The 17,121-nt window shown below is 73.4% G+C and carries 19 protein-coding genes and 1 pseudogene; 4 read left to right on the top strand and 16 right to left on the bottom strand.

Going from position 1 to position 17,121, the window contains the following annotated elements; translation table 11 throughout:
* Window positions 1-27 precede the first annotated feature (27 nt).
* The 11 genes from ACWEK3_RS02540 to ACWEK3_RS02490 form a co-directional block, all read right to left on the bottom strand.
* Window positions 28-1,056 (bottom strand): glycoside hydrolase family 6 protein, encoded by a 1,029-nt coding sequence (locus ACWEK3_RS02540; RefSeq protein ID WP_453248716.1) that lies wholly within the window; start codon window positions 1,054-1,056, stop codon window positions 28-30.
* A gap of 163 nt (window positions 1,057-1,219) precedes the next feature.
* The gene (locus ACWEK3_RS02535) at window positions 1,220-1,891 is read right to left on the bottom strand and encodes a sortase domain-containing protein (protein WP_453248715.1); all 672 of its coding nucleotides are present in this window, start codon (window positions 1,889-1,891) and stop codon (window positions 1,220-1,222) included.
* Between the two features lie 13 nt (window positions 1,892-1,904).
* Window positions 1,905-2,315 (bottom strand): hypothetical protein, encoded by a 411-nt coding sequence (locus ACWEK3_RS02530; protein WP_453248714.1) that lies wholly within the window; start codon window positions 2,313-2,315, stop codon window positions 1,905-1,907.
* 115 nt (window positions 2,316-2,430) lie between these two features.
* The gene (locus ACWEK3_RS02525; RefSeq protein ID WP_361415401.1) at window positions 2,431-3,210 is read right to left on the bottom strand and encodes an HAD-IIA family hydrolase; all 780 of its coding nucleotides are present in this window, start codon (window positions 3,208-3,210) and stop codon (window positions 2,431-2,433) included.
* A 93-nt stretch (window positions 3,211-3,303) separates the two neighbouring features.
* A complete protein-coding gene (locus ACWEK3_RS02520) occupies window positions 3,304-4,356 on the bottom strand; it encodes a 2-aminoethylphosphonate ABC transporter substrate-binding protein (protein ID WP_453248713.1) in 1,053 nt (350 codons plus the stop codon).
* A 133-nt stretch (window positions 4,357-4,489) separates the two neighbouring features.
* Window positions 4,490-5,287, bottom strand: coding sequence for an ABC transporter permease (locus ACWEK3_RS02515; protein WP_453248712.1), 798 nt, complete (start codon window positions 5,285-5,287; stop codon window positions 4,490-4,492).
* Complete coding sequence (locus ACWEK3_RS02510) at window positions 5,274-6,092, bottom strand: 2-aminoethylphosphonate ABC transporter permease subunit (protein WP_453248711.1); 819 nt, start codon at window positions 6,090-6,092, stop codon at window positions 5,274-5,276. The genes ACWEK3_RS02515 and ACWEK3_RS02510 overlap by 14 nt, the downstream gene beginning before the upstream one ends.
* A complete protein-coding gene (locus ACWEK3_RS02505; RefSeq protein WP_453248710.1) occupies window positions 6,085-7,242 on the bottom strand; it encodes an ABC transporter ATP-binding protein in 1,158 nt (385 codons plus the stop codon). The genes ACWEK3_RS02510 and ACWEK3_RS02505 overlap by 8 nt, the downstream gene beginning before the upstream one ends.
* On the bottom strand, window positions 7,242-7,943 hold the full coding sequence (locus ACWEK3_RS02500; protein ID WP_453248709.1) for an HAD family hydrolase: 702 nt from the start codon (window positions 7,941-7,943) through the stop codon (window positions 7,242-7,244). The genes ACWEK3_RS02505 and ACWEK3_RS02500 overlap by 1 nt, the downstream gene beginning before the upstream one ends.
* Before the next feature lie 7 nt (window positions 7,944-7,950).
* Entirely contained in the window at window positions 7,951-9,075 is a 1,125-nt protein-coding gene (locus ACWEK3_RS02495; protein WP_388723537.1) for a TIGR03364 family FAD-dependent oxidoreductase, read from the bottom strand.
* Between the two features lie 156 nt (window positions 9,076-9,231).
* On the bottom strand, window positions 9,232-9,987 hold the full coding sequence (locus ACWEK3_RS02490) for a GntR family transcriptional regulator (RefSeq protein WP_365420788.1): 756 nt from the start codon (window positions 9,985-9,987) through the stop codon (window positions 9,232-9,234).
* A 130-nt stretch (window positions 9,988-10,117) separates the two neighbouring features.
* On the opposite strand from ACWEK3_RS02490, the pseudogene ACWEK3_RS02485 reads away from it, so the two are divergent.
* Window positions 10,118-10,240: pseudogene (locus ACWEK3_RS02485) on the top strand (LysR family transcriptional regulator); the annotation flags it as partial.
* Between the two features lie 22 nt (window positions 10,241-10,262).
* Here the strand turns inward: ACWEK3_RS02485 and ACWEK3_RS02480 are convergent.
* Window positions 10,263-10,478 carry a hypothetical protein gene (locus ACWEK3_RS02480; RefSeq protein WP_453248708.1) on the bottom strand — a complete coding sequence of 72 codons (216 nt, stop codon included), beginning with the start codon at window positions 10,476-10,478 and terminating at the stop codon, window positions 10,263-10,265.
* Between the two features lie 34 nt (window positions 10,479-10,512).
* The gene (locus ACWEK3_RS02475) at window positions 10,513-12,027 is read right to left on the bottom strand and encodes an ROK family protein (RefSeq protein ID WP_453248707.1); all 1,515 of its coding nucleotides are present in this window, start codon (window positions 12,025-12,027) and stop codon (window positions 10,513-10,515) included.
* Between the two features lie 56 nt (window positions 12,028-12,083).
* Between ACWEK3_RS02475 and ACWEK3_RS02470 the strand changes: the two genes are divergently transcribed.
* The 3 genes from ACWEK3_RS02470 (at window position 12,084) to ACWEK3_RS02460 (ending at window position 14,738) form a co-directional block, all read left to right on the top strand.
* Window positions 12,084-13,154, top strand: a complete 1,071-nt coding sequence (locus ACWEK3_RS02470; RefSeq protein WP_450543738.1) for a Gfo/Idh/MocA family oxidoreductase — start codon at window positions 12,084-12,086, stop codon at window positions 13,152-13,154.
* Window positions 13,151-13,642, top strand: a complete 492-nt coding sequence (locus ACWEK3_RS02465; RefSeq protein ID WP_450543736.1) for a heme-degrading domain-containing protein — start codon at window positions 13,151-13,153, stop codon at window positions 13,640-13,642. Before ACWEK3_RS02470 ends, ACWEK3_RS02465 begins: the two co-directional genes overlap by 4 nt.
* Before the next feature lie 193 nt (window positions 13,643-13,835).
* Complete coding sequence (locus tag ACWEK3_RS02460; RefSeq protein WP_450543734.1) at window positions 13,836-14,738, top strand: LLM class F420-dependent oxidoreductase; 903 nt, start codon at window positions 13,836-13,838, stop codon at window positions 14,736-14,738.
* Between the two features lie 160 nt (window positions 14,739-14,898).
* Here ACWEK3_RS02460 and ACWEK3_RS02455 read toward each other — a convergent pair whose 3' ends face one another.
* The 3 genes from ACWEK3_RS02455 to ACWEK3_RS02445 all read right to left on the bottom strand — a co-directional run bounded on the left by ACWEK3_RS02455 (window position 14,899) and on the right by ACWEK3_RS02445 (window position 17,079).
* On the bottom strand, window positions 14,899-15,771 hold the full coding sequence (locus tag ACWEK3_RS02455) for a fumarylacetoacetate hydrolase family protein (protein ID WP_450543732.1): 873 nt from the start codon (window positions 15,769-15,771) through the stop codon (window positions 14,899-14,901).
* 168 nt (window positions 15,772-15,939) lie between these two features.
* The gene (locus ACWEK3_RS02450; protein ID WP_453248706.1) at window positions 15,940-16,635 is read right to left on the bottom strand and encodes a YidC/Oxa1 family membrane protein insertase; all 696 of its coding nucleotides are present in this window, start codon (window positions 16,633-16,635) and stop codon (window positions 15,940-15,942) included.
* Between the two features lie 105 nt (window positions 16,636-16,740).
* Window positions 16,741-17,079: a DUF6412 domain-containing protein gene (locus ACWEK3_RS02445; protein ID WP_453248705.1), complete on the bottom strand. Its 339-nt coding sequence runs from the start codon at window positions 17,077-17,079 to the stop codon at window positions 16,741-16,743.
* Window positions 17,080-17,121 lie beyond the last annotated feature (42 nt).

The following is a 17,121-nucleotide window of genomic DNA, read 5'->3' as shown; positions in this document are numbered from 1 at the left end:
GGCGCCCCACGTCGTGTTCCGGATGCTCTACTTGCTGGCCCTCGCCAGCTTCAGCGCGTAGTCGGCCCACCAGTCCCCCGCCTTCGGGCCGCCCTTGCAGGTGCCGTCGGACTCACCGGGCCGCTTGACCCACAGGTAGGCGTCGGCCAGCGGGTCGGCGGTCCTCGTCGTGGGGGCCTCGCCCAGTGCCCGGCCGGGCGGGTTGCACCAGCGCTCGCCCGGATCCCCGACGTCGTAGGGGCCGTTGCCGTTGCGGCTGGTGTCGACGACGAAGTGCTTGCCGTCCAGCTTGGCGGACAACTGCTTGCCGTAGGCGAGGGATTCCCGGGTGGAGTAGAAGTTGGAGACGTTGACCGCGAAGCCGTCGGCCCGGTCCACGCCCGCGCGGCGCAGCGGCTCGAAGATCTGGTCGGGGTGGCCCCAGCCCGCGTTGCCCGCGTCCACGTACACCTTGGTGCTCTTCAGGGACTTGAGCCGTTCGACCGCGCCCTTGAGCAGGTCGTAGCGCTCCTCGCGGAACTCCTCCGGGGTGCAGCCGTCCACCAGGTGCAGCAGGGCGTCCGGTTCCAGGACCACCGTGGCCGGGCGGTCGCCGATGCCCCGGGCCACGCCGTCCACCCAGGAGCGGTAGGCGTCCCCGTCGGCGGCGCCGCCCTGCGAGTACTGGCCGCAGTCGCGGTGCGGGATGTTGTAGAGGACGAGCAGCGCGGTGCGGCCCGCCTTGTCGGCGGCCTCGGTGAAGCCGCGGGCCTGCTGCTCGGGGTTCTCCGGGCCGATCCACTCGCCGGTCGGCTGCCCGGCGATCTTCCGGATCTGCTCGGCGTCGGCCTTCTTCCCGGCCTTGAGGTAGGCGGCGACCTGACGGGCCGCCCTGCTGTCCGGGTTGACCCAGAACGGGTCGGCTTCCTTGGGCTGTTGGGTGATCCCGGCGCCGTCGTCCTTGTCGCCGCCCCCGGAGGTGCACCCGGTGGCCAGCAGTGCCGCCCCCAGCACCGCCGCGGACGCCCGGACCCCCGCCGCACGGGCACGCGAGAGGGCCCCCCTCATGCCGTACATGCCTTCCCCCTTGGTGCGCTCGGCCGGGTCCCATGCTGTCACAGGTCACAGGCCGCCCGAGGCCTCAAAGCCCCATGGGGAGCGGTTAGTCGGGGAGCGGTTCATCGGCGGGGCCGGATGGCAGGCGTGGCTGTGATGGCCGTGGCCTCACGGGCCGGTGGCCTCATTGGCCGGTGCCCGTGAGGTACGCCGACACGACCACGCTCGCGGCGCAGCCGCGGCTCGCTCCGTCGACGGTGCCGCCGCAGCCGATCAGCCGCAGCTCGGCGCGTCCCGGCTTCGGTTCCCCGGACGCCTGCCGGACGTCGAGCCGGTCGCCGGTCAGGACCTTGACGTCGTCGACGGTGAAGTCGGCGACGCTGCCGTCGTCCCGGACCACCCGGACCACCTCGCCGGGCCGCAGCGAACCGATCCGGTCGAACGCCCCGGGCCGACTCCCGGCGCCGAGGTCGCCCACCAGCAGCGCGGTCCCGGACGCCCCCGGTTTCACCCCGGCGCCGTACCAGCCGACCGTGCCGGACTGGTCCGCCGGCGGCGGTTCGACCGCGCCCCGCGCGTCCAGGCCACGGGCCACCACCGGCGCCCGCACTCCCAGGCCGGGGATGTCCAGGCGCCGTGGCGGGGCGTCGGCCAGCGGGCCGGCCGCCGCGGGCAGCCGGCCCGCGGAGGGCCGGCCGGCCGCGGCCATGTCCCCGGTGGCCGACGGCGCCAGGGACTCCCGTACGTCGGTGAGATCGCGTCCCCAGAGCCACAGCCCGAGCAGCAGCACCACCCAGGCCAGGCCGGCCAGGAGGCGGCCGGTGCAGCGGGAGCGGGTGCCGTCGTGGTCGGACATGCCGATCCCGCCCTCAGTGCGATCCGCGGCCGCGGCGGCCGCGCCGGCCGTCCCCGGCGCGGGTCGTACCGCGCGCCCGGGGAAGGAGGAGGACGGCCGCCCCGGCGGCACCCGCGAGCACCAGCCCGGTCACCGCGTGCGCCGTGCCGGGCGCGGACGGAGCGGCCGGTGCGGAGGCGGTGGTGGCCCCGGGGGTCCGGGCGGCCGGAACGAACGGCGTGGGTCGACTGGGTGGCGTGCGTGGCGGGCTCGGGGAAGCCGAGGCGGTGTGTGGCTTCGACGGCGGTACGACGGCGAGGGTGCCCGGAGCCGCCGGGGCACCGGGCAGAACCGGACCGCCCGGACCACCCGGACCGTCCACCCCGTCGGCCGCCGGGACGAGCGCGGCGGCCGCCAGGAGTCCCGTGCAGAGTGTGAGGCGCAATGGACCCATCGTGAAACCTCCGCTATCAGGAGACTCCCGACGGGCCACGGCCGCATCCGCTGCGAAACCGCGCTGCGCCGAATGGGTGAGAAGGGGTGAGGGCGGGACGGAGTTCTCAGATCCGCTCGACGAGGTCCGCGATCGAGTCGACGACGTGGGACGGCCGGAACGGGTAGCGGTCGATGTCCTTCGCCTGCGTGACACCGGTGAGGACCAGGAACGTCCGCATCCCGGCCTCCAGGCCCGCGAGCACGTCGGTGTCCATACGGTCGCCGATCATGGCGGAGGTCTCCGAGTGGGCCCCGATCGCGTTCAGCCCGGCGCGCATCATCAGCGGGTTGGGCTTGCCGATGAAGTACGGCTTCCGGCCGGTCGCCGCGGTGATCAGGGCGGCGACCGAGCCGGTCGCGGGCAGGGCGCCCTCGGCGGAGGGGCCCACGTTGTCCGGGTTGGTGGCGATGAACCGGGCGCCGTCGTTGATCAGCCGCACGGCCTTCGTCATGGCCTCGAACGAGTACGTCCGGGTCTCCCCCAGGATCACGAAGTCGGGGTCGTGGTCGGTCAGGATGTAGCCGATGTCGTGCAGCGCGGTGGTCAGGCCGGCCTCGCCGATGACGTAGGCGCTGCCGCCGGGCCGCTGGTCGTCCAGGAACTGGGCGGTGGCCAGGGCGGACGTCCAGATGTTCTCCATCGGCACGTCCAGGCCCATGCGCTGCAAGCGGGCGTGCAGGTCGCGCTGGGTATAGATGGAGTTGTTGGTCAGCACCAGGAACGGCCGGCCGGACTCACGCAGCTTCTTCAGGAAGGCGTCGGCACCGGGGATCGGAACACCCTCGTGGATCAGGACACCGTCCATGTCGGTGAGCCACGACTCGATGGGCTTGCGGTCTGCCATGTGCTTCGGCCTCCTGCCGTACGCGTGTTTGCGTGAGTCCAGCCTAGCCAGTGGCCGGATCTTGCCGGAGGTCGGATCTTGCCGGAGGTCGGTTCAGCTGCCGGTGGCCTGCTTCCACGCCTCGACGTACGTCGTGAGGTTCTTGTCGATGTCGTTCCAGTCCGGTGTGAACACCTCCACGCCCTCCATCAGCTTCTTCAGGTCCATCGCGTTGGCGTCGTCGGCCTTGACGTCCTGGCGGGCGCTGAAGCCGCCGCCGATCTCGCTGACCTCCTGCTGCGCCTGCTTGTCGAGCATGAAGTCGAGGAGCTTCTTGCCGTTCGCGTCGTGCGGGGCGTGGCTGACCAGTCCGGCGGCGTAGGGCAGGGCGAAGGTGGTCGGCTTCCCGCCCTTCGTGGCCGGGAACCAGATGCCGAGGTTGGGCATGGTCTTGGACTGGGCGAAGTTCATCTGGACGTCGCCGTTGGCGACGACCAGTTCGCCCTTGTCGACCTTGGGCGCGAGCTTGCCCGTGGAGGCGGACGGTCCGACGTTGTTGGCCTGGAGCTTCTTCAGGTACGCGAGCGCCGCGTCCTTGCCGCCGAAGTCGTGCATGGCCTTGACGAGCACGGCGGTGCCGTCGCCGGCGACACCCGGCGTGGAGTACTGGAGCTTGTTCTTGTACTTGCCGTCGAGGAGCTGCTCCCAGGTGGTGGGGGCCTGCTTCAGCTCCTTCTTGTTGTAGATGAAGCCGAAGTAGTTGTTGACCACGGAGGTCCAGGTGCCGTCGGTGGCCTTGTCCTCGGTGCCGACCTGGTCGGCACCCTGCGGCGTGTACTTCTCGAGCAGGCCCTTGCTGTCCGCCTGCTGGATGAACGGCGGCAGGGTGACCAGTACGTCGGCCTGCGGGTTGCCCTTCTCGCGGACGGCCCGCTGGACCATCTCGCCGGAGCCGCCCTCGACGTACTTGACCTTGATGCCGGTCTCCTTCTCGAAGTCCTGGAAGACGCGGTCGTACCAGCCGTCTCCGTTCTCGCCCTTGAGTCCGTCGGCGCTGTAGACGGTGACGACCTTGGCGTCGGCGGCGGAGGAGTTGCCGCCGCAGGCGGTGAGCGGGGCGGCGAGAAGGCAGACGGCGGTGGCGATCTTGAGCGTGTTCTTGCGCATGGCGAGGTGAACTCCTTGCTGGGTGGGACGAGCCCGGGAGGGTGGGAGGGAGGGTTCGGGGGGCGGGAGGGGAGGTGCGGGGGGTGGGCGGGCGCGGTCGGGATGACGGCCGGGGAGCGGCCGGTCCCCCGGCCTAGCGGTGGGCGGCCCTGGTGCGGACCCGGGAGACGGCGAGCAGGACCAGCAGGGTCGCCGCCATGAGGACGACGGCGAGGGCGGAGCCGGCGAACAGGGAGCCGCGGTCGGTGGCCGCGTAGATCAGGACGGGCAGCGGGGTCCAGTCCGGCGGGTAGAGCATCATCGTGGCGCTCAGCTCCCCCATGGACAGGGCGAAGCAGAGGCCGGCCGCAGCGGTGAGGGAGGGCAGCAGCAGCGGCAGCCGCACCCGCCACAGCACCCGGGCGGGCCCGGCGCCGAGGGAGGCGGCGGCCTGCTCGTAGGCCGGGTCCAGGCGGCGCAGGGCGGCGGAGACCGACTGGTACGCGAAGGCCGTGACCAGCACGGTGTGCGCGATGACGACGATCCACCGGGTGCCGTTGAGCAGCACCGGCGGCTGGGAGAACGCGACCAGGACCGCCAGGCCCACCACCACGGAGGGGACGGCGACGGGCAGCACGAACAGGGCGTCCAGCACGGCGCGGTGGCGCCGCTTGAGTCCGGCGGCCGCGAGCGCGGCCCAGGTGCCGACGGTGAGCGCGAGCAGGCTCGCGGCCAGCGCGGTGAGCAGGCTGGTGGTGAGCGCCTGCAACGCCTCGCCGTGTGCGACCGCCTCGTAGTGGCCCGTGGTGAGGCCGGAGGGCAGCACGCTCGACCAGTTCGTGGCGAAGGAGGCCGCCAGGATCACCAGCAGCGGCAGCGCGAACAGGGGCAGGAAGAGGACGAAGAACAGCACGGCGGCGGCCCACCTGCCCTTGCGGCTATGCACCAGCACGGCGGCTCACCACCCGGTAGAGGCCGTAGAGGCCCACGGAGATCAGGACGTTGACGACGGCGACCACGCACGCGCCCGGGTAGTCGGACTCCAGGATGGCCTTGCTGTAGACGAGCATGGGCAGGGTCGTGACTCCTTTCGCCCCGGTGAACAGCACGATCCCGAACTCGTTGAGGCACAGCACCAGGACGAGGCTGCCGCCGGACGCCAGCGCGGGCAGCGCCTCGGGCAGGATCACGCTGCGGACGATCCGGGGTGCGCGGGCCCCGAGCGAACTGGCCGCCTCCAGCTGCGCGGTGTCCAGCTGGGAGAAGGCGGCGAGCAGCGGCCGCATCACGAACGGGGTGAAGTACGTGATCTCGGCCAGCAGCACGCCCCACGGCGTGGTCAGGAACTGGAAGGGTCCGCTCGCCGCCCCGGTGACGTCCTGCCAGAGCCCGTTGGCCATGCCGACCGTGCCGTAGACGAAGAGCAGGGCGAGGGTGATCAGGAAGGAGGGGAAGGACAGGAAGACGTCGACGAACCGGGCGACCGCCTTCGCGCCGGGGAACGGCACGAAGGCGATGACGAGGGCGAGCAGGAAGCCGAGCACGAGGCACCCGGCGGTGGCGGCGAGCGCCAGCCACACGGTGGTCCACAGGGCCTCGCCGAACGCGGCGGAGGCGAAGACGTCGGCGTACGGCTGGAAGGAGGCGCCGCCGGTGTCCGGCTGGACGGACTGCCTCAGGACGAGGGCGAGGGGGTAGAGGAAGACGAGGGCGAGCACGGCGACGGGCGGCGCCGCCCACAGCAGGCGCTTAGTCATGCCGGGCACCGTTCACGGCGGGCGCCGGGGGCTGAGCCTGGTCCTGGCCCGGTGCGTTCGCGGCGGGCGCCTGACTCCTACGGGAACCGCCCCTGGCGCGCGCCTGGTCGTGCGGGGGTCCGGGCGGCAGCAGCACCGCGTCCTCGGGGGAGAAGTGCACGGTCACCCGGTCGCCGAGGGCCGGCGGTTCCCTCAGTTCGGCGAGGTCCGCCATGACGCGGTGGCCGGCGACGTCGACGTAGAGCCGGTGCGTGGCTCCGCGCCACTGGACCTCGCAGACGGTGCCGGTCAGCGCGTTGGGCCCGTCGCCGAGCCCCACCAGGTGCGGCCGTACGCAGAGGGTGGCCTGGGAGCCGCGCGCCGCACCCGCCGTCGCCGCGGCCACCTCGTGCCCGGCGAAGAGCACTCCGCGCTCCCCCACCGTCACCGGCAGCAGGTTGGCGCTGCCGACGAAGGACGCCGTGAACTCGTTCGCCGGCGCCCGGTACAGCTCCCGCGGTGTGCCACAGGCCTGCAACCGCGCCCGGTCCATGACCGCGATCCGGTCGGCCAGGGTCAGCGCCTCGTTCTGGTCGTGGGTGACGTAGAGGATCGACACCTCCGGCAACTCCCGGTGCAGCCGGGCCAGTTCGGCCAGCATTCCGGAGCGCAGCCGGGCATCCAGCGCGGACAGCGGCTCGTCGAGCAGCAGGACGCCCGGCCGGATGGCGAGCGCCCGCGCGATGGCGACGCGCTGCTGCTGGCCCCCGGACAGCTCCCGGGGGTGGCGGCGCGCGTAGTCCGCCATACCGACCATCTCCAGCGCCTCGCGGACCCGGTCGCGGACCTCGCCGCGGGCGAGCCGGCGCGCCCGGAGGCCGAAGGCCACGTTGTCCTCGACCCGCAGGTGCGGGAACAGGGCGTAGCTCTGGACGACCATCCCGATGCCCCGCCGGTGCGGCGGCAGGTCCGTCACATCGCGTCCGCCGAGGTACACCCGCCCGGAGGCGGGCCGCACGAACCCGGCGACCGCCCGCAGCGCGGTGGTCTTGCCGGATCCGGACGGCCCGAGCAGCGCCATGACCTCGCCGGGCTCGACGGTGAGGTCGAGGGCGTCCAGGACGACCGTGCCGTCGTAGGCGACGGTGACGGAGTCGAAGCGGATGCCCATCAGCCGGCTTCCCTGAGCACGGCGGGCAGGTCGGCCACGGAGCCGAGGACATGGGTGGCGCCGGCGTCGTGGAGGTCCTGCGCGCCGTGCGCCCCGGTCAGCACTCCGGCGACGACGCCCGCCCCGGCGCGTACGCCGCTGAGCACGTCGTAGGAGGTGTCGCCGGCGACGGCCACCTGGTGCACGCCGTCGGCCGCCTTGGTGCGGATGAACGCCTCCAGCACCATGTCGGGGTAGGGCCGCCCGCGCCCGCCGGCATCGGCCGGGCAGAGGGTGAGCGGCACGAGGTCGCGCCAGCCGAGGGCGTCGAGGATCGCGTCCTGGGTGACGCGTGCGAAGCCGGTGGTCAGCACGACCGTGCGGCCGTCGGCCCGCAGTTCCTCGATGGCCTCGCGGGCGCCGGGGACCGGGGCGACGAGGCCGCCGTCGACGAGGCCGCCGTACGCCTTCTCGAAGGCGGCGTTGGCCCGCTGGGCCAGGTCCTCGGCGCCGAACAGGTGCCGGAAGACGGAGATCTTGGACTCGCCCATGGTGGCGCGGACGTAGGCGAGCTTGTCGTCGTGGTCGGCGGAGCCGGCCTCGACGCCCAGTTCGGCGGCGGCCGTGGCGAAGGCACGCTCGACCAGGCCGCCGTCGGCGACGGTCGTGCCGGCCATGTCCAGCACGACGAGGCGGATTTCGGTGGTCGTCATCTCGTTCATCGGTTCCTCACCAGCCCAGTTCGTTCGCGGTTTGCTCGGCGATCGCGGGTGAGCAGGTCATGCCGCGCCCGCCGGGCCCGGTGACCAGCCACACCCCGTCGCGGACCTGCTGCCGGTGCACGACCCGGCCGGGGTCGGTGCACTGCGCGTACACGCCGGCCCAGCGGCGCCGGACCTTCGGCAGCGGACGGCCGAGGAGGGATTCGACGACACGGGTGAGGTGGTCGTACGGGTCCTCGACGGTGTCGAAGGCGAAGGGGTGCTCGTACTCGTGGGTGTCGCCGATCGTGAGTCCGCCGTCGGCGCGCTGCACCATGAGCAGCTGCATCCGGTGGGCGGCGGCGATCTCGGCCTGCGGCCGGCTCGCGTTGAGCTCGTCCAGGGCCTCGGACGCGTAGGCCGGGTAGTACCGGAAGCTGTCGGCGTCCGCGACCGAGGTCGGCAGCGGCTCACCCAGCGGGTCGGTCTGCATCATCTGCAGCCGGACGCGGCGGACCGGCAGGCCGGGGCCGGCGAGTTCCCGTACGAGTCCGCCGAGCCAGGCTCCCGTGCACAGCACCACCACGTCACCGGTGTGGACGTCGCCGTGGTCGTCGCGGACGGCGCCCTCGCCGACGACCTCCCGGACCTCGCGCCCGGGCAGGAAGGTGTAGTTCGGGTGCTTGAGCAGTTCGGCGCGCAGGGCCAGCTGGGCGGTGCGCGGCTCGACGGCCGCGTCGCGCTCGCAGTACAGGGCCGCGTCGAACTCGCCGCGCAGGGCGGGGTTGAGGGCGCGGGCCTCGGCCGGGGTCAGCAGCTTGCGACCGCGGACGGCGGCGTCCGGGCGGGCCACGGCGGCCTCGGCGACGGCACGTTCGAGGTCGCCGCGCACGGGAGTCAGGGAGCCGTTGGCGCGGAAGCCCAGCGCGGGCACGCGGCCGCCGATCTCCTCCCACAGCTCCCGGGCGCGCAGGGCGGTGTCGAGTTCCTCACCGACCGCGCGGCCGCTGACCCATATCTGCCCGAAGTTGCGCAGCGAGGCGCCGCGGGCCTCGGCCTCTCGCTCGATCTGTACGACCTCGTGGCCGCGTTCCACTGCTTGCCAGGCGTGCATGGTGCCCACCACGCCGGCTCCTACGACTGTCACTCTCACGACGACCACGTTCCTCCCGGACAGGGAACCGAAAGGGTCCTGCCGACAACGGGAGGTTGAACGAGCCGTCAAGTTTGGGCTAGACCCGTTATCTTCTCGTGATAAAAAAGGCGCCTGTTTGGCGCCCTTTTCGTCATGCGCGGGTGGGTGGTGTCGTCAGCCGCGCAGATGGGTGGTGAAGGAGAACCGGTCCCCTCGGTACAGGCTCCGCACCCGCTCCAGCGGGCGCCCGTCCGTATCCCGTGAGACGCGGTGGATCAGCAGCATGGGCACCGCGGGCGGGGTGCCGATGAGCAGGGCCTCACGCGGGGTGGCGAGCACCGTCTCGATGCGCTCGTCGGCGTCGCCGAAGGCGATGCCCAGCCCTTGGAGGTAGGCGTAGAAGGAGGAGTCGGGGTCGAAGCCGGTGTCCAGGTGCGGTACCCGGGCCACCGCCACGTAGGTGCTCTCCAGGCCGACCCGCTCGTCGTCCGCGAGGAGCACGCGCTCCAGGTGCCAGACGGGTTCGCCGCGGGTGAGTCCCGTCTCGGCGGCGAGGGGGTCCGGGCAGGGGAAGCGGTCCAGGGTGACGAGGGAGCGTCCGGGGGTGCGGCCCTGCCGCCGTACGCCTTCGGTGTAGCTGACCAGGGACAGCGGCTGCTCCAGCTTGGGGCCCGCGACGACCGTGCCGCGGCCCCGGCGCCGCAGCTTGCCCTCCAGGATCAGCTCGCGCACCGCCTGCCGCACGGTCTCGCGGGCGACCCCGTACTCCTCGGACAGGTCGCGCTCGGTCGGGATCGGCCGGTCCTCCCCCAGTTCGCCGATGAGGTCGTCGATCCTCGCCTTCACCGCGTAGTACTTGGGGATCCGGCCGTGCTCCGGGATGCCGGAGCGCACCGGGGCGCCGGGAGCCTGGTCGTTGGGGTAGTCCACGCGAAGATCGTCGCAGATCCACCCGCCGGCCTCAGCGGCGCCTTCGGGTCAGCGTCCCGCCGAGGGCGAGCAGCGCGACGGCGACCGTACCCACTCCTCGCGGGGCGACCGGGCCCGTGCGGGCCCTGCGCAGGGCTCCGGCACCCGGCAGGTGCTGGACGCGGCGCTCGGCGGCCTGGCGCGCCCGCTGATCGAGCTGTCCTCCACGACGGCGGACAAGGCCTCCGCGGTGAGCGGCGCGGGACCCGCGGTGAGCGGCGCGGGACCCGCGGTGCTCAGAGTTCGCCGGCACGGGAAGAGGCGACCGTCGAGGGCATGGCGGCCGCCGGGCGGCCTCGGGGGCGCGGGGCGGTGTCGGCGGCTTCGGGGTCCGTGTCGATGCGAAACGGGCGGTCGTCGGACCGGCCGACCCGGTCCTCGTCGTTGTCGTGCCGCTGCACCACAGCGGCCGTCGCGGCGACCTCGCCGGCCACGACATCGGAGATGATCACCTGACGGGTGCGGCACCACGACGCCGGGCACCCCTCAACCGTCCCCCCGCCCGAACATCGGCGCGAGCAGCAACTGCGCCGCGCCCTCCGCGACCCCCCGCTCCCCTCCCGGCGCGATCCGGACCGGCACCACGTCACCCGGCGCCCCCTCCCGCCGGGCCCGCGCCGCGAGCACCTCGGCCACGCCCGCCACGAACACCTCGGGCGCCGCCGCGACCGTACGACCGCCGAGCAGCACCAACTCGATGTCCAGCAGGCCCACGAGGTTCGCGGCCCCGGCCCCCAGCACCCGCGCCGCCTCCGCGACCTCTCCCCGGTCCACGGCCGCCAGGCACAGCGCCTCGACACATCCCCGGTCCCCGCACCCGCACAACGGCCCGTCCAACTGGATCACCTGGTGCCCGAACTCCCCCGCCCCGGTCCGCGCCCCCCGGTGCACGCTCCCGCCGATCATCAGCCCGGCCCCGAGACCGGTACCGAGGTGGAGGTACGCGAACGAACGGCCCTCGCCCGCGACCGCGAGCCCCAGCGCCGCCGCGTTCGTGTCCTTGTCGACCACGACAGGCACCCCGAGCCGCCGCGCGAGCGCGTCCCGCAACGGGAACCCGTCCCACTCCGGAAACCCGGTCACCCGATGCAGCACCCCCCACCGATGATCAAGCGGCCCGGGCAAGGCCACCCCGACCCCGACGAGCGACGGAACACCGGAAAGCCGGGGCCGGGTCCCTTCGGCGCGCGCCGCCTCCGCCTGGGTCACTCCGGCCCGACCAGCGTCGATCCGGACTCCTCCGGTCCCGGCCCCTCCGCTCTCGGCCCCTCCGTCCTGGGTCACTCCGGCTTGCGACGCCCCGGCCCGGTCCACTTCCGCCTCGGACTCCCCGGCCTTGGGCCCGCCCTGCGCGGCGCCGGTCTGGCCCCCTCCAGCCTCGCGCACCTCGGCCTGCGACACCCCGGCCCCCACGGCCCCCGCCTGAGCCCCGCCAACCTCCGACCCCTCAGCATCGGCCGCCCCAGCCCACGCGGCAGCCCGAGCCACCCCGGTCTGGGGTACTCCGACACGGGCCGCACCACCCCCCAGCACCTCCCCCACCAGGCTCTCCACCTCGTGGGCCACCGTCGCCACGACGGATTCCGCGCCCGCGCCGAGGTCCAGTGGGCGGCGGCGTTCGCCGGTCGCGGTGCCGTTCAGGTCGACGACGACCACACGGAGTTCGTCCCGGTCGACGTGGACTCCGACCGCGTGTCCCGCCTCCGGCACCAGTCGCAGCACCATGCGGGGCTTGCCCCCCGTGGACGCCCGCCGTCCCGCCTCCGCCGCGAGGCCCTGCCGGCGCAGCCGCGCCGTGATCTTGCTGACCGCCTGCGGGGTCAGCCCGGTCCGCTCGGCGAGTTCCAGCCGGCTGCTCCCCGCCGCGCCCGCCCCGCGCAGCAGGTCGAGCACCAGCGCGGTGTTGTGGCTGCGCAGGGCCAGAAGGTTCGCGCCCGCCGTCCCCCTGCCCGTCACTCCCGAGACCGTCACCGCGTCCGCTCCGCCCTTCCCACTGTTCACCCCGCCATTCTCCCCCGCGCTTGCACTTCGGCAACAGCGTTGCGAAAGTAGAGGCCATGACTGGCACCCCCCTGCGCGTCGGCCTCGTCGGCTACGGCCTCGCCGGCTCCGTCTTCCACGCCCCGCTGATCGCCACGACAGAGGGCCTGACCCTGGACACGGTCGTCACCTCGAACCCGCAGCGGCAGGAACAGGCCCGTGCGGAGTTCCCGGACGTCCGCCTCGCCGCCGGCCCCGACGAGCTGTTCGCCCTCGCCGGCGAGCTGGACCTGGTCGTCCTCGCCTCCCCGAACAAGACGCACGTCCCGCTCGCCACGGCCGCCCTGAAGGCGGGCCTGCCGGTGGTCGTGGACAAGCCGATCGCCGGAACGGCGGCCGAGGCCCGTGACCTCGCCGCCCTGGCCGACGAGCGCGGACTGCTCCTGTCCGTCTTCCAGAACCGCCGCTGGGACAACGACTTCCTCACCCTGCGCCGGCTGATCGCCGAGGGCGAACTGGGCGACGTATGGCGCTTCGAGTCCCGTTTCGAGCGCTGGCGTCCGCAGCCGAAGGGCGGCTGGCGCGAGTCCGGCGACCCCGCGGAGATCGGAGGCCTGCTGTACGACCTCGGCAGCCACGTGGTCGACCAGGCCCTGGTCCTGTTCGGCCCGGCCACCCAGGTGTACGCCGAGGCGGTGGTGCGCCGCGCCGGCGCCGAGGCGGACGACGACACCTTCATCGCGCTCACCCACGCCAACGGCGTCCGCTCCCACCTCCACGTCTCCGCGACGGCCGCCCAACTCGGCCCCCGCTTCCGGGTGCTGGGCTCCCAGGCGGGCTATGTGAAGTACGGCCTGGACCCGCAGGAGGCCGCGCTGCGGGAAGGCACGCGCCCTGACACCGAGGGCTGGGGCGCCGAGGACGACGCCCTGTGGGGCCGCATCGGCTCCGGCGAGTCCCCGCTGACCGGCGGCGGCCGCCCCGTACCGACCCTGCCCGGCGACTACCCGGCGTACTACGCGGCCGTGACCGCCGCCCTCCGCGACGGCGCCCCGAACCCGGTGACCGCCCGGGAGGCAGCCGACGCCCTCGACGTCCTGGAGGCGGCCCGCCGCTCGGCCCGCGACGGCGTGGCGGTGCGGCTGTGACGAACGACGTGCGCCCGACCCCCGAGACCGCCCCGAGCATCGAGGAACTGGAGGCGCAGGAACGCCGTCTGGTGCTCCCCCGCTTCACATACGACGACGCCTGGGCGCTGGGCTCGCTGCTGGTGGAACTGGCACGGGAGCGCCGGGCCCCGGTCGCCGTCGACATCCACCGCGCGGGCCAGCAGCTCTTCCACGCGGCCCTGCCCGGCTCGACCCCCGACAACGACGCCTGGATCGCCCGCAAACGCCGCGTGGTGGAGCGCTACGGCTGCGCCTCCTACCTGGTCGGCGCCCGCTTCCGCGCCAAGGGCACGACCTTCGAGACCTCCTCCCGCCTGGACCCGGACCTGTACGCGGCCCACGGCGGCTCGTTCCCGCTCCACGTCGACGGCGCGGGCGTGATCGGCACGGTGACGGTCTCCGGCCTGCCCCAACTCGAGGACCACCGGATGGTGGTGGAGGCACTGGAGCGGTTCCTGAACGCGTAGCCGGGAGCCACCGGCCAGAACCACCGTGCACAGCGGTTCGAACAGCCAGGCGGGGGACTCGAAGGGTCACGCAAGATCGAGGTTGGTGCTCTCGGGGGAAGCCGGGGACCGTCCCGGGACGTCCTCCGGTGGGGATGTGCCGGACGCGTGACGATCAAGGCACAGCAACCCCCGTCCGGAGGGATCGGAACCGATGAGCGACACCACGGGCCCCGCGCGCCCCTTGCCGGAGACCATCGGCCGGTACGGCATCTGGAGCATCGGACTCCGCTCGGAGAACGCGGCCCGGCGCACCGAACTCGCCGAGGCTTCCGCCGAGTTGGAGGAACTCGGCTACGGAGCCGTCTGGCTGGGCGGCAACAGCACCGCCCGCAACGCCGCCCCGCTGATCGAGGCGACCGGGCGGATCGTCGTCGCCACCAGCATCCAGAGCGTCTGGCAGCAGGACGCCGCCGAGACCGCGGCGGAGTTCACCGCGCTGGAGTCCGCCCACCCCGGCCGCTTCGTGCTCGGCCTAGGAGTGAGCCACGGTCCGCGTGTGCAGCGGTACCGGAAGCCGTACTCGACGATGGTCGGCTACCTGGACCGGCTCGACGATCTCGACCGGTCCGGCGAGGGCGGCGTGCCCGCCGGGCGCCGGGTCCTGGCCGCCCTCGGCCCCAAAATGCTGCGGCTCGCCCGGGACCGGGCGGCCGGCGCGATCCCGTACCTGGTCACGCCGGACCACACCGCGCAGGCCCGCGAGATCCTGGGCAAGGCGACGCTGCTGGCACCGGAGTTCAAGGTCGTCCTGGAGACCGACCCGGCCCGCGCCCGCACCGTGGCCCGCGGGTACCTCGCCCCCTATCTGGAGCTGCCGAACTACACCGACAACTTCCTGCGCCTGGGCTTCACCGACTCCGACGTCGCCGGCGGCGGCAGCGACCGTCTGATCGACGCGGTGTTCGCCTGGGGCGAGGAGTCCCGGATCCGGGAGCGGATCGAGGCGTTCCACGCGGCGGGCGCCGACCACGTGGCACTCCAGGTGGTCGCCGACGGCCCGCGCGACGCCCTGCCGCGGGAGGAGTGGCGCAGGCTGGCCTCCCTGCTGGCGTGAGCGGACCGGGTCAAGAGGCGCGGGGCTGTGACAGAAAGCGGCTCCGCCGCGCGGGCGCGGGGCTGTGGCACTATGCGGCTCCCCCGCGCAGCCACGGGGAGCCACGACGGCGCCGCGGACTCGAAACCGCCCGCGGCCTCCCGGCCCGCCGGCGGAGCGCCTACGCGTCCTTGAACTCCTGCCGCTGCCGGCCCAGCCCCTCGATCTCCAGCTCGACCACGTCCCCGGACCGCAGGTACGGCTTCGGCTCGGGCCGGCCCAGGGCCACCCCGGCCGGCGTACCGGTGTTGATGACGTCACCGGGGTACAGGGTCATGAACTGGCTGGCGTAGCGCACGACTTCGGCGACGGGGAAGATCTGGTCCGCAGTCGACCCGTTCTGCTTCAGCTCGCCGTTGACCCACAGGCGCAGCGGCAGCGCCTGCGGGTCGGGGACCTCGTCGGCGGTGACCAGCCAGGGCCCGAGCGGGTTGAACGTCTCGCAGTTCTTGCCCTTGTCCCAGGTCCCGCCGCGCTCGATCTGGAACTCCCGCTCGGAGACGTCGTGCGCCACCGCGTACCCGGCGACGTGCGCGAGCGCCTCCTCATGGGACTCCAGATAGCGGGCCGTACGGCCGATGACGACTGCCAGCTCCACCTCCCAGTCGGTCTTGGCGGCGCCGCGCGGCACGAGCACGGTGTCGTCCGGCCCGACCACGGTGTCCGGCGCCTTGAGGAAGATCACCGGCTCGGCGGGCGGCTCGGCGCCGGTCTCGCGTGCGTGGTCGTGGTAGTTCAGCCCGATGCACACGATCTTGCCGATCCGCGCGAGCGGCGGCCCGATCCGCGACGCGGCCGCGTCCGACCCTTCCCCGTCCAGCGCGGGCAGTTCCCCCGCGGCGGCGGCGTCCCGGATCCGGCCGAGTGCCGCGTCGTCGGCGAGCAGAGCGCCGTCGATGTCCGGGACGATGCCCGACAGGTCCCGCAGGACCCCGGCCGCGTCCAGCAGCGCGGGCCGCTCCGCACCCGCCGTACCGACTCGCAGCAGCTTCATGTGTCAACTCCCTCGATCGCGGGCGCCCGGCCGATGAAGGCGACCTGGGTGCGGCAGACGCAACCATCGGAGGACTGGTCGATCGTCCAAGGTCAACCTCCACTCCGCAAGAGCGCGTTCACGTACTGGACCGTAGGTTCGCCGCGGAGGACGGCCGCGCCCGCGCGCTCACCGGTATAGCAGGACCCGCTCGACCGCGCTCCACGCCGTGCTGGTCACCACGTACAGCGCGGCGGCCAGCGGCACCACCGCCACGGTGACCAGCGTGAAGAAGGACATGTACGGCATGGCCTTGCCGACCGCGCCCGCGGCGCCGCCGCTCATCCCTGCCATATCGGTCGTGACCAGGGACTTCTTCGTCCGCAGGAAGTTGAACGCGGCGATGACGGCCACCACCGCGAACAGCGCCAGATACACCGCCCCGGCCGCCCCGAACACGCCGTCCCCGGCCAGGGCGTCGGCCCACCGCCCGCCGAGCGGCGCGGCAAGCAGCCGGTGGCCGAGCAGCCCGTCGCCGTCCGCGGCCGGCGTCGAGAACAGGTGGTACAGCAGGAAGAAGGCGGGCATCTGCAGCAGGCTGGGCAGGCAGCCCGACAGCGGCGACACCTTCTCCTCGGCGTGCAGCTCCAGCACGGCTTTTTGCAGCTTCTCGGGGTCCTTCCGGTACTTCTTCCGCAGCTCGCCGATCCGCGGCTGCAACGCGGCCCGCGCCTTCTGCCCGCGCGCGGCGGCCCGGGACAGGGGGTGGAGGAGGAGTCGTACGAGCGCGGTGAACAGGACGATCGCGGCGGCGGCCGCGGAGGCGTGGAACAGCGGCTGGAGCAGGTCGGCGAACCGCTCGACCAGGACGGCGAAAACGGACATGGGTGAGCCCTCCGGAGGTCTCGTCGTGCCAGGCGTACGGGAATGGCGTACGGGGATGACGGCATGACGACCCGCGCAAGGTCACGAGGTGAGGTGTGCGGTGCCCTACACGGTGGTCGCCGGAAGGGCGCGCCCGGGTGCCCGGGGCCGCGGCCGGCCCGCGGCGTCGGGATCACGCTGCGGCAGGAAGGCCGTACGGCGGTCCCGGTCCCGGATGGCCGTACGCACCCTGGTGGGCGGCACGGCGGGAGCGCAGCGGGAGGCGAGCACCGCACAGGCGACGAGCGCGGAACCGGCCGCCGCGGTCGCGGCGAGCGCGATGGCCACGGTCCCGGACAGACCGCCGGCGTCGAACAGGACGACCGGAAGCAGCAGAAGGGGAAGGAGGAGGGACAGGAGCAGCGGCACGGCGGCGGGGCGCGTGGCGACGCGACTGCGGATCACGTCGACTCCCTCCCCGTGCGCGTGCGTTGCGGTGCTCTGGTG

Source organism: Streptomyces sp. NPDC004721 (assembly GCF_053601495.1).
This window is presented reverse-complemented; position numbering and strand designations above follow the sequence as displayed.

Excerpts from the sequence above, each read along its gene's own strand:
- ACWEK3_RS02540 (WP_453248716.1), bottom strand. The coding sequence starts at position 1,056 with ATGTACGGCATGAGGGGGGCCCTCTCGCGTGCCCGTGCGGCGGGGGTC.
- ACWEK3_RS02535 (WP_453248715.1), bottom strand. The coding sequence starts at position 1,891 with ATGTCCGACCACGACGGCACCCGCTCCCGCTGCACCGGCCGCCTCCTG.
- ACWEK3_RS02525 (WP_361415401.1), bottom strand. The coding sequence starts at position 3,210 with ATGGCAGACCGCAAGCCCATCGAGTCGTGGCTCACCGACATGGACGGT.
- ACWEK3_RS02520 (WP_453248713.1), bottom strand. The coding sequence starts at position 4,356 with ATGCGCAAGAACACGCTCAAGATCGCCACCGCCGTCTGCCTTCTCGCC.
- ACWEK3_RS02510 (WP_453248711.1), bottom strand. The coding sequence starts at position 6,092 with ATGACTAAGCGCCTGCTGTGGGCGGCGCCGCCCGTCGCCGTGCTCGCC.
- ACWEK3_RS02505 (WP_453248710.1), bottom strand. The coding sequence starts at position 7,242 with ATGGGCATCCGCTTCGACTCCGTCACCGTCGCCTACGACGGCACGGTC.
- ACWEK3_RS02500 (WP_453248709.1), bottom strand. The coding sequence starts at position 7,943 with ATGAACGAGATGACGACCACCGAAATCCGCCTCGTCGTGCTGGACATG.
- ACWEK3_RS02470 (WP_450543738.1), top strand. The coding sequence starts at position 12,084 with ATGACTGGCACCCCCCTGCGCGTCGGCCTCGTCGGCTACGGCCTCGCC.
- ACWEK3_RS02460 (WP_450543734.1), top strand. The coding sequence starts at position 13,836 with ATGAGCGACACCACGGGCCCCGCGCGCCCCTTGCCGGAGACCATCGGC.
- ACWEK3_RS02455 (WP_450543732.1), bottom strand. The coding sequence starts at position 15,771 with ATGAAGCTGCTGCGAGTCGGTACGGCGGGTGCGGAGCGGCCCGCGCTG.
- ACWEK3_RS02450 (WP_453248706.1), bottom strand. The coding sequence starts at position 16,635 with ATGTCCGTTTTCGCCGTCCTGGTCGAGCGGTTCGCCGACCTGCTCCAG.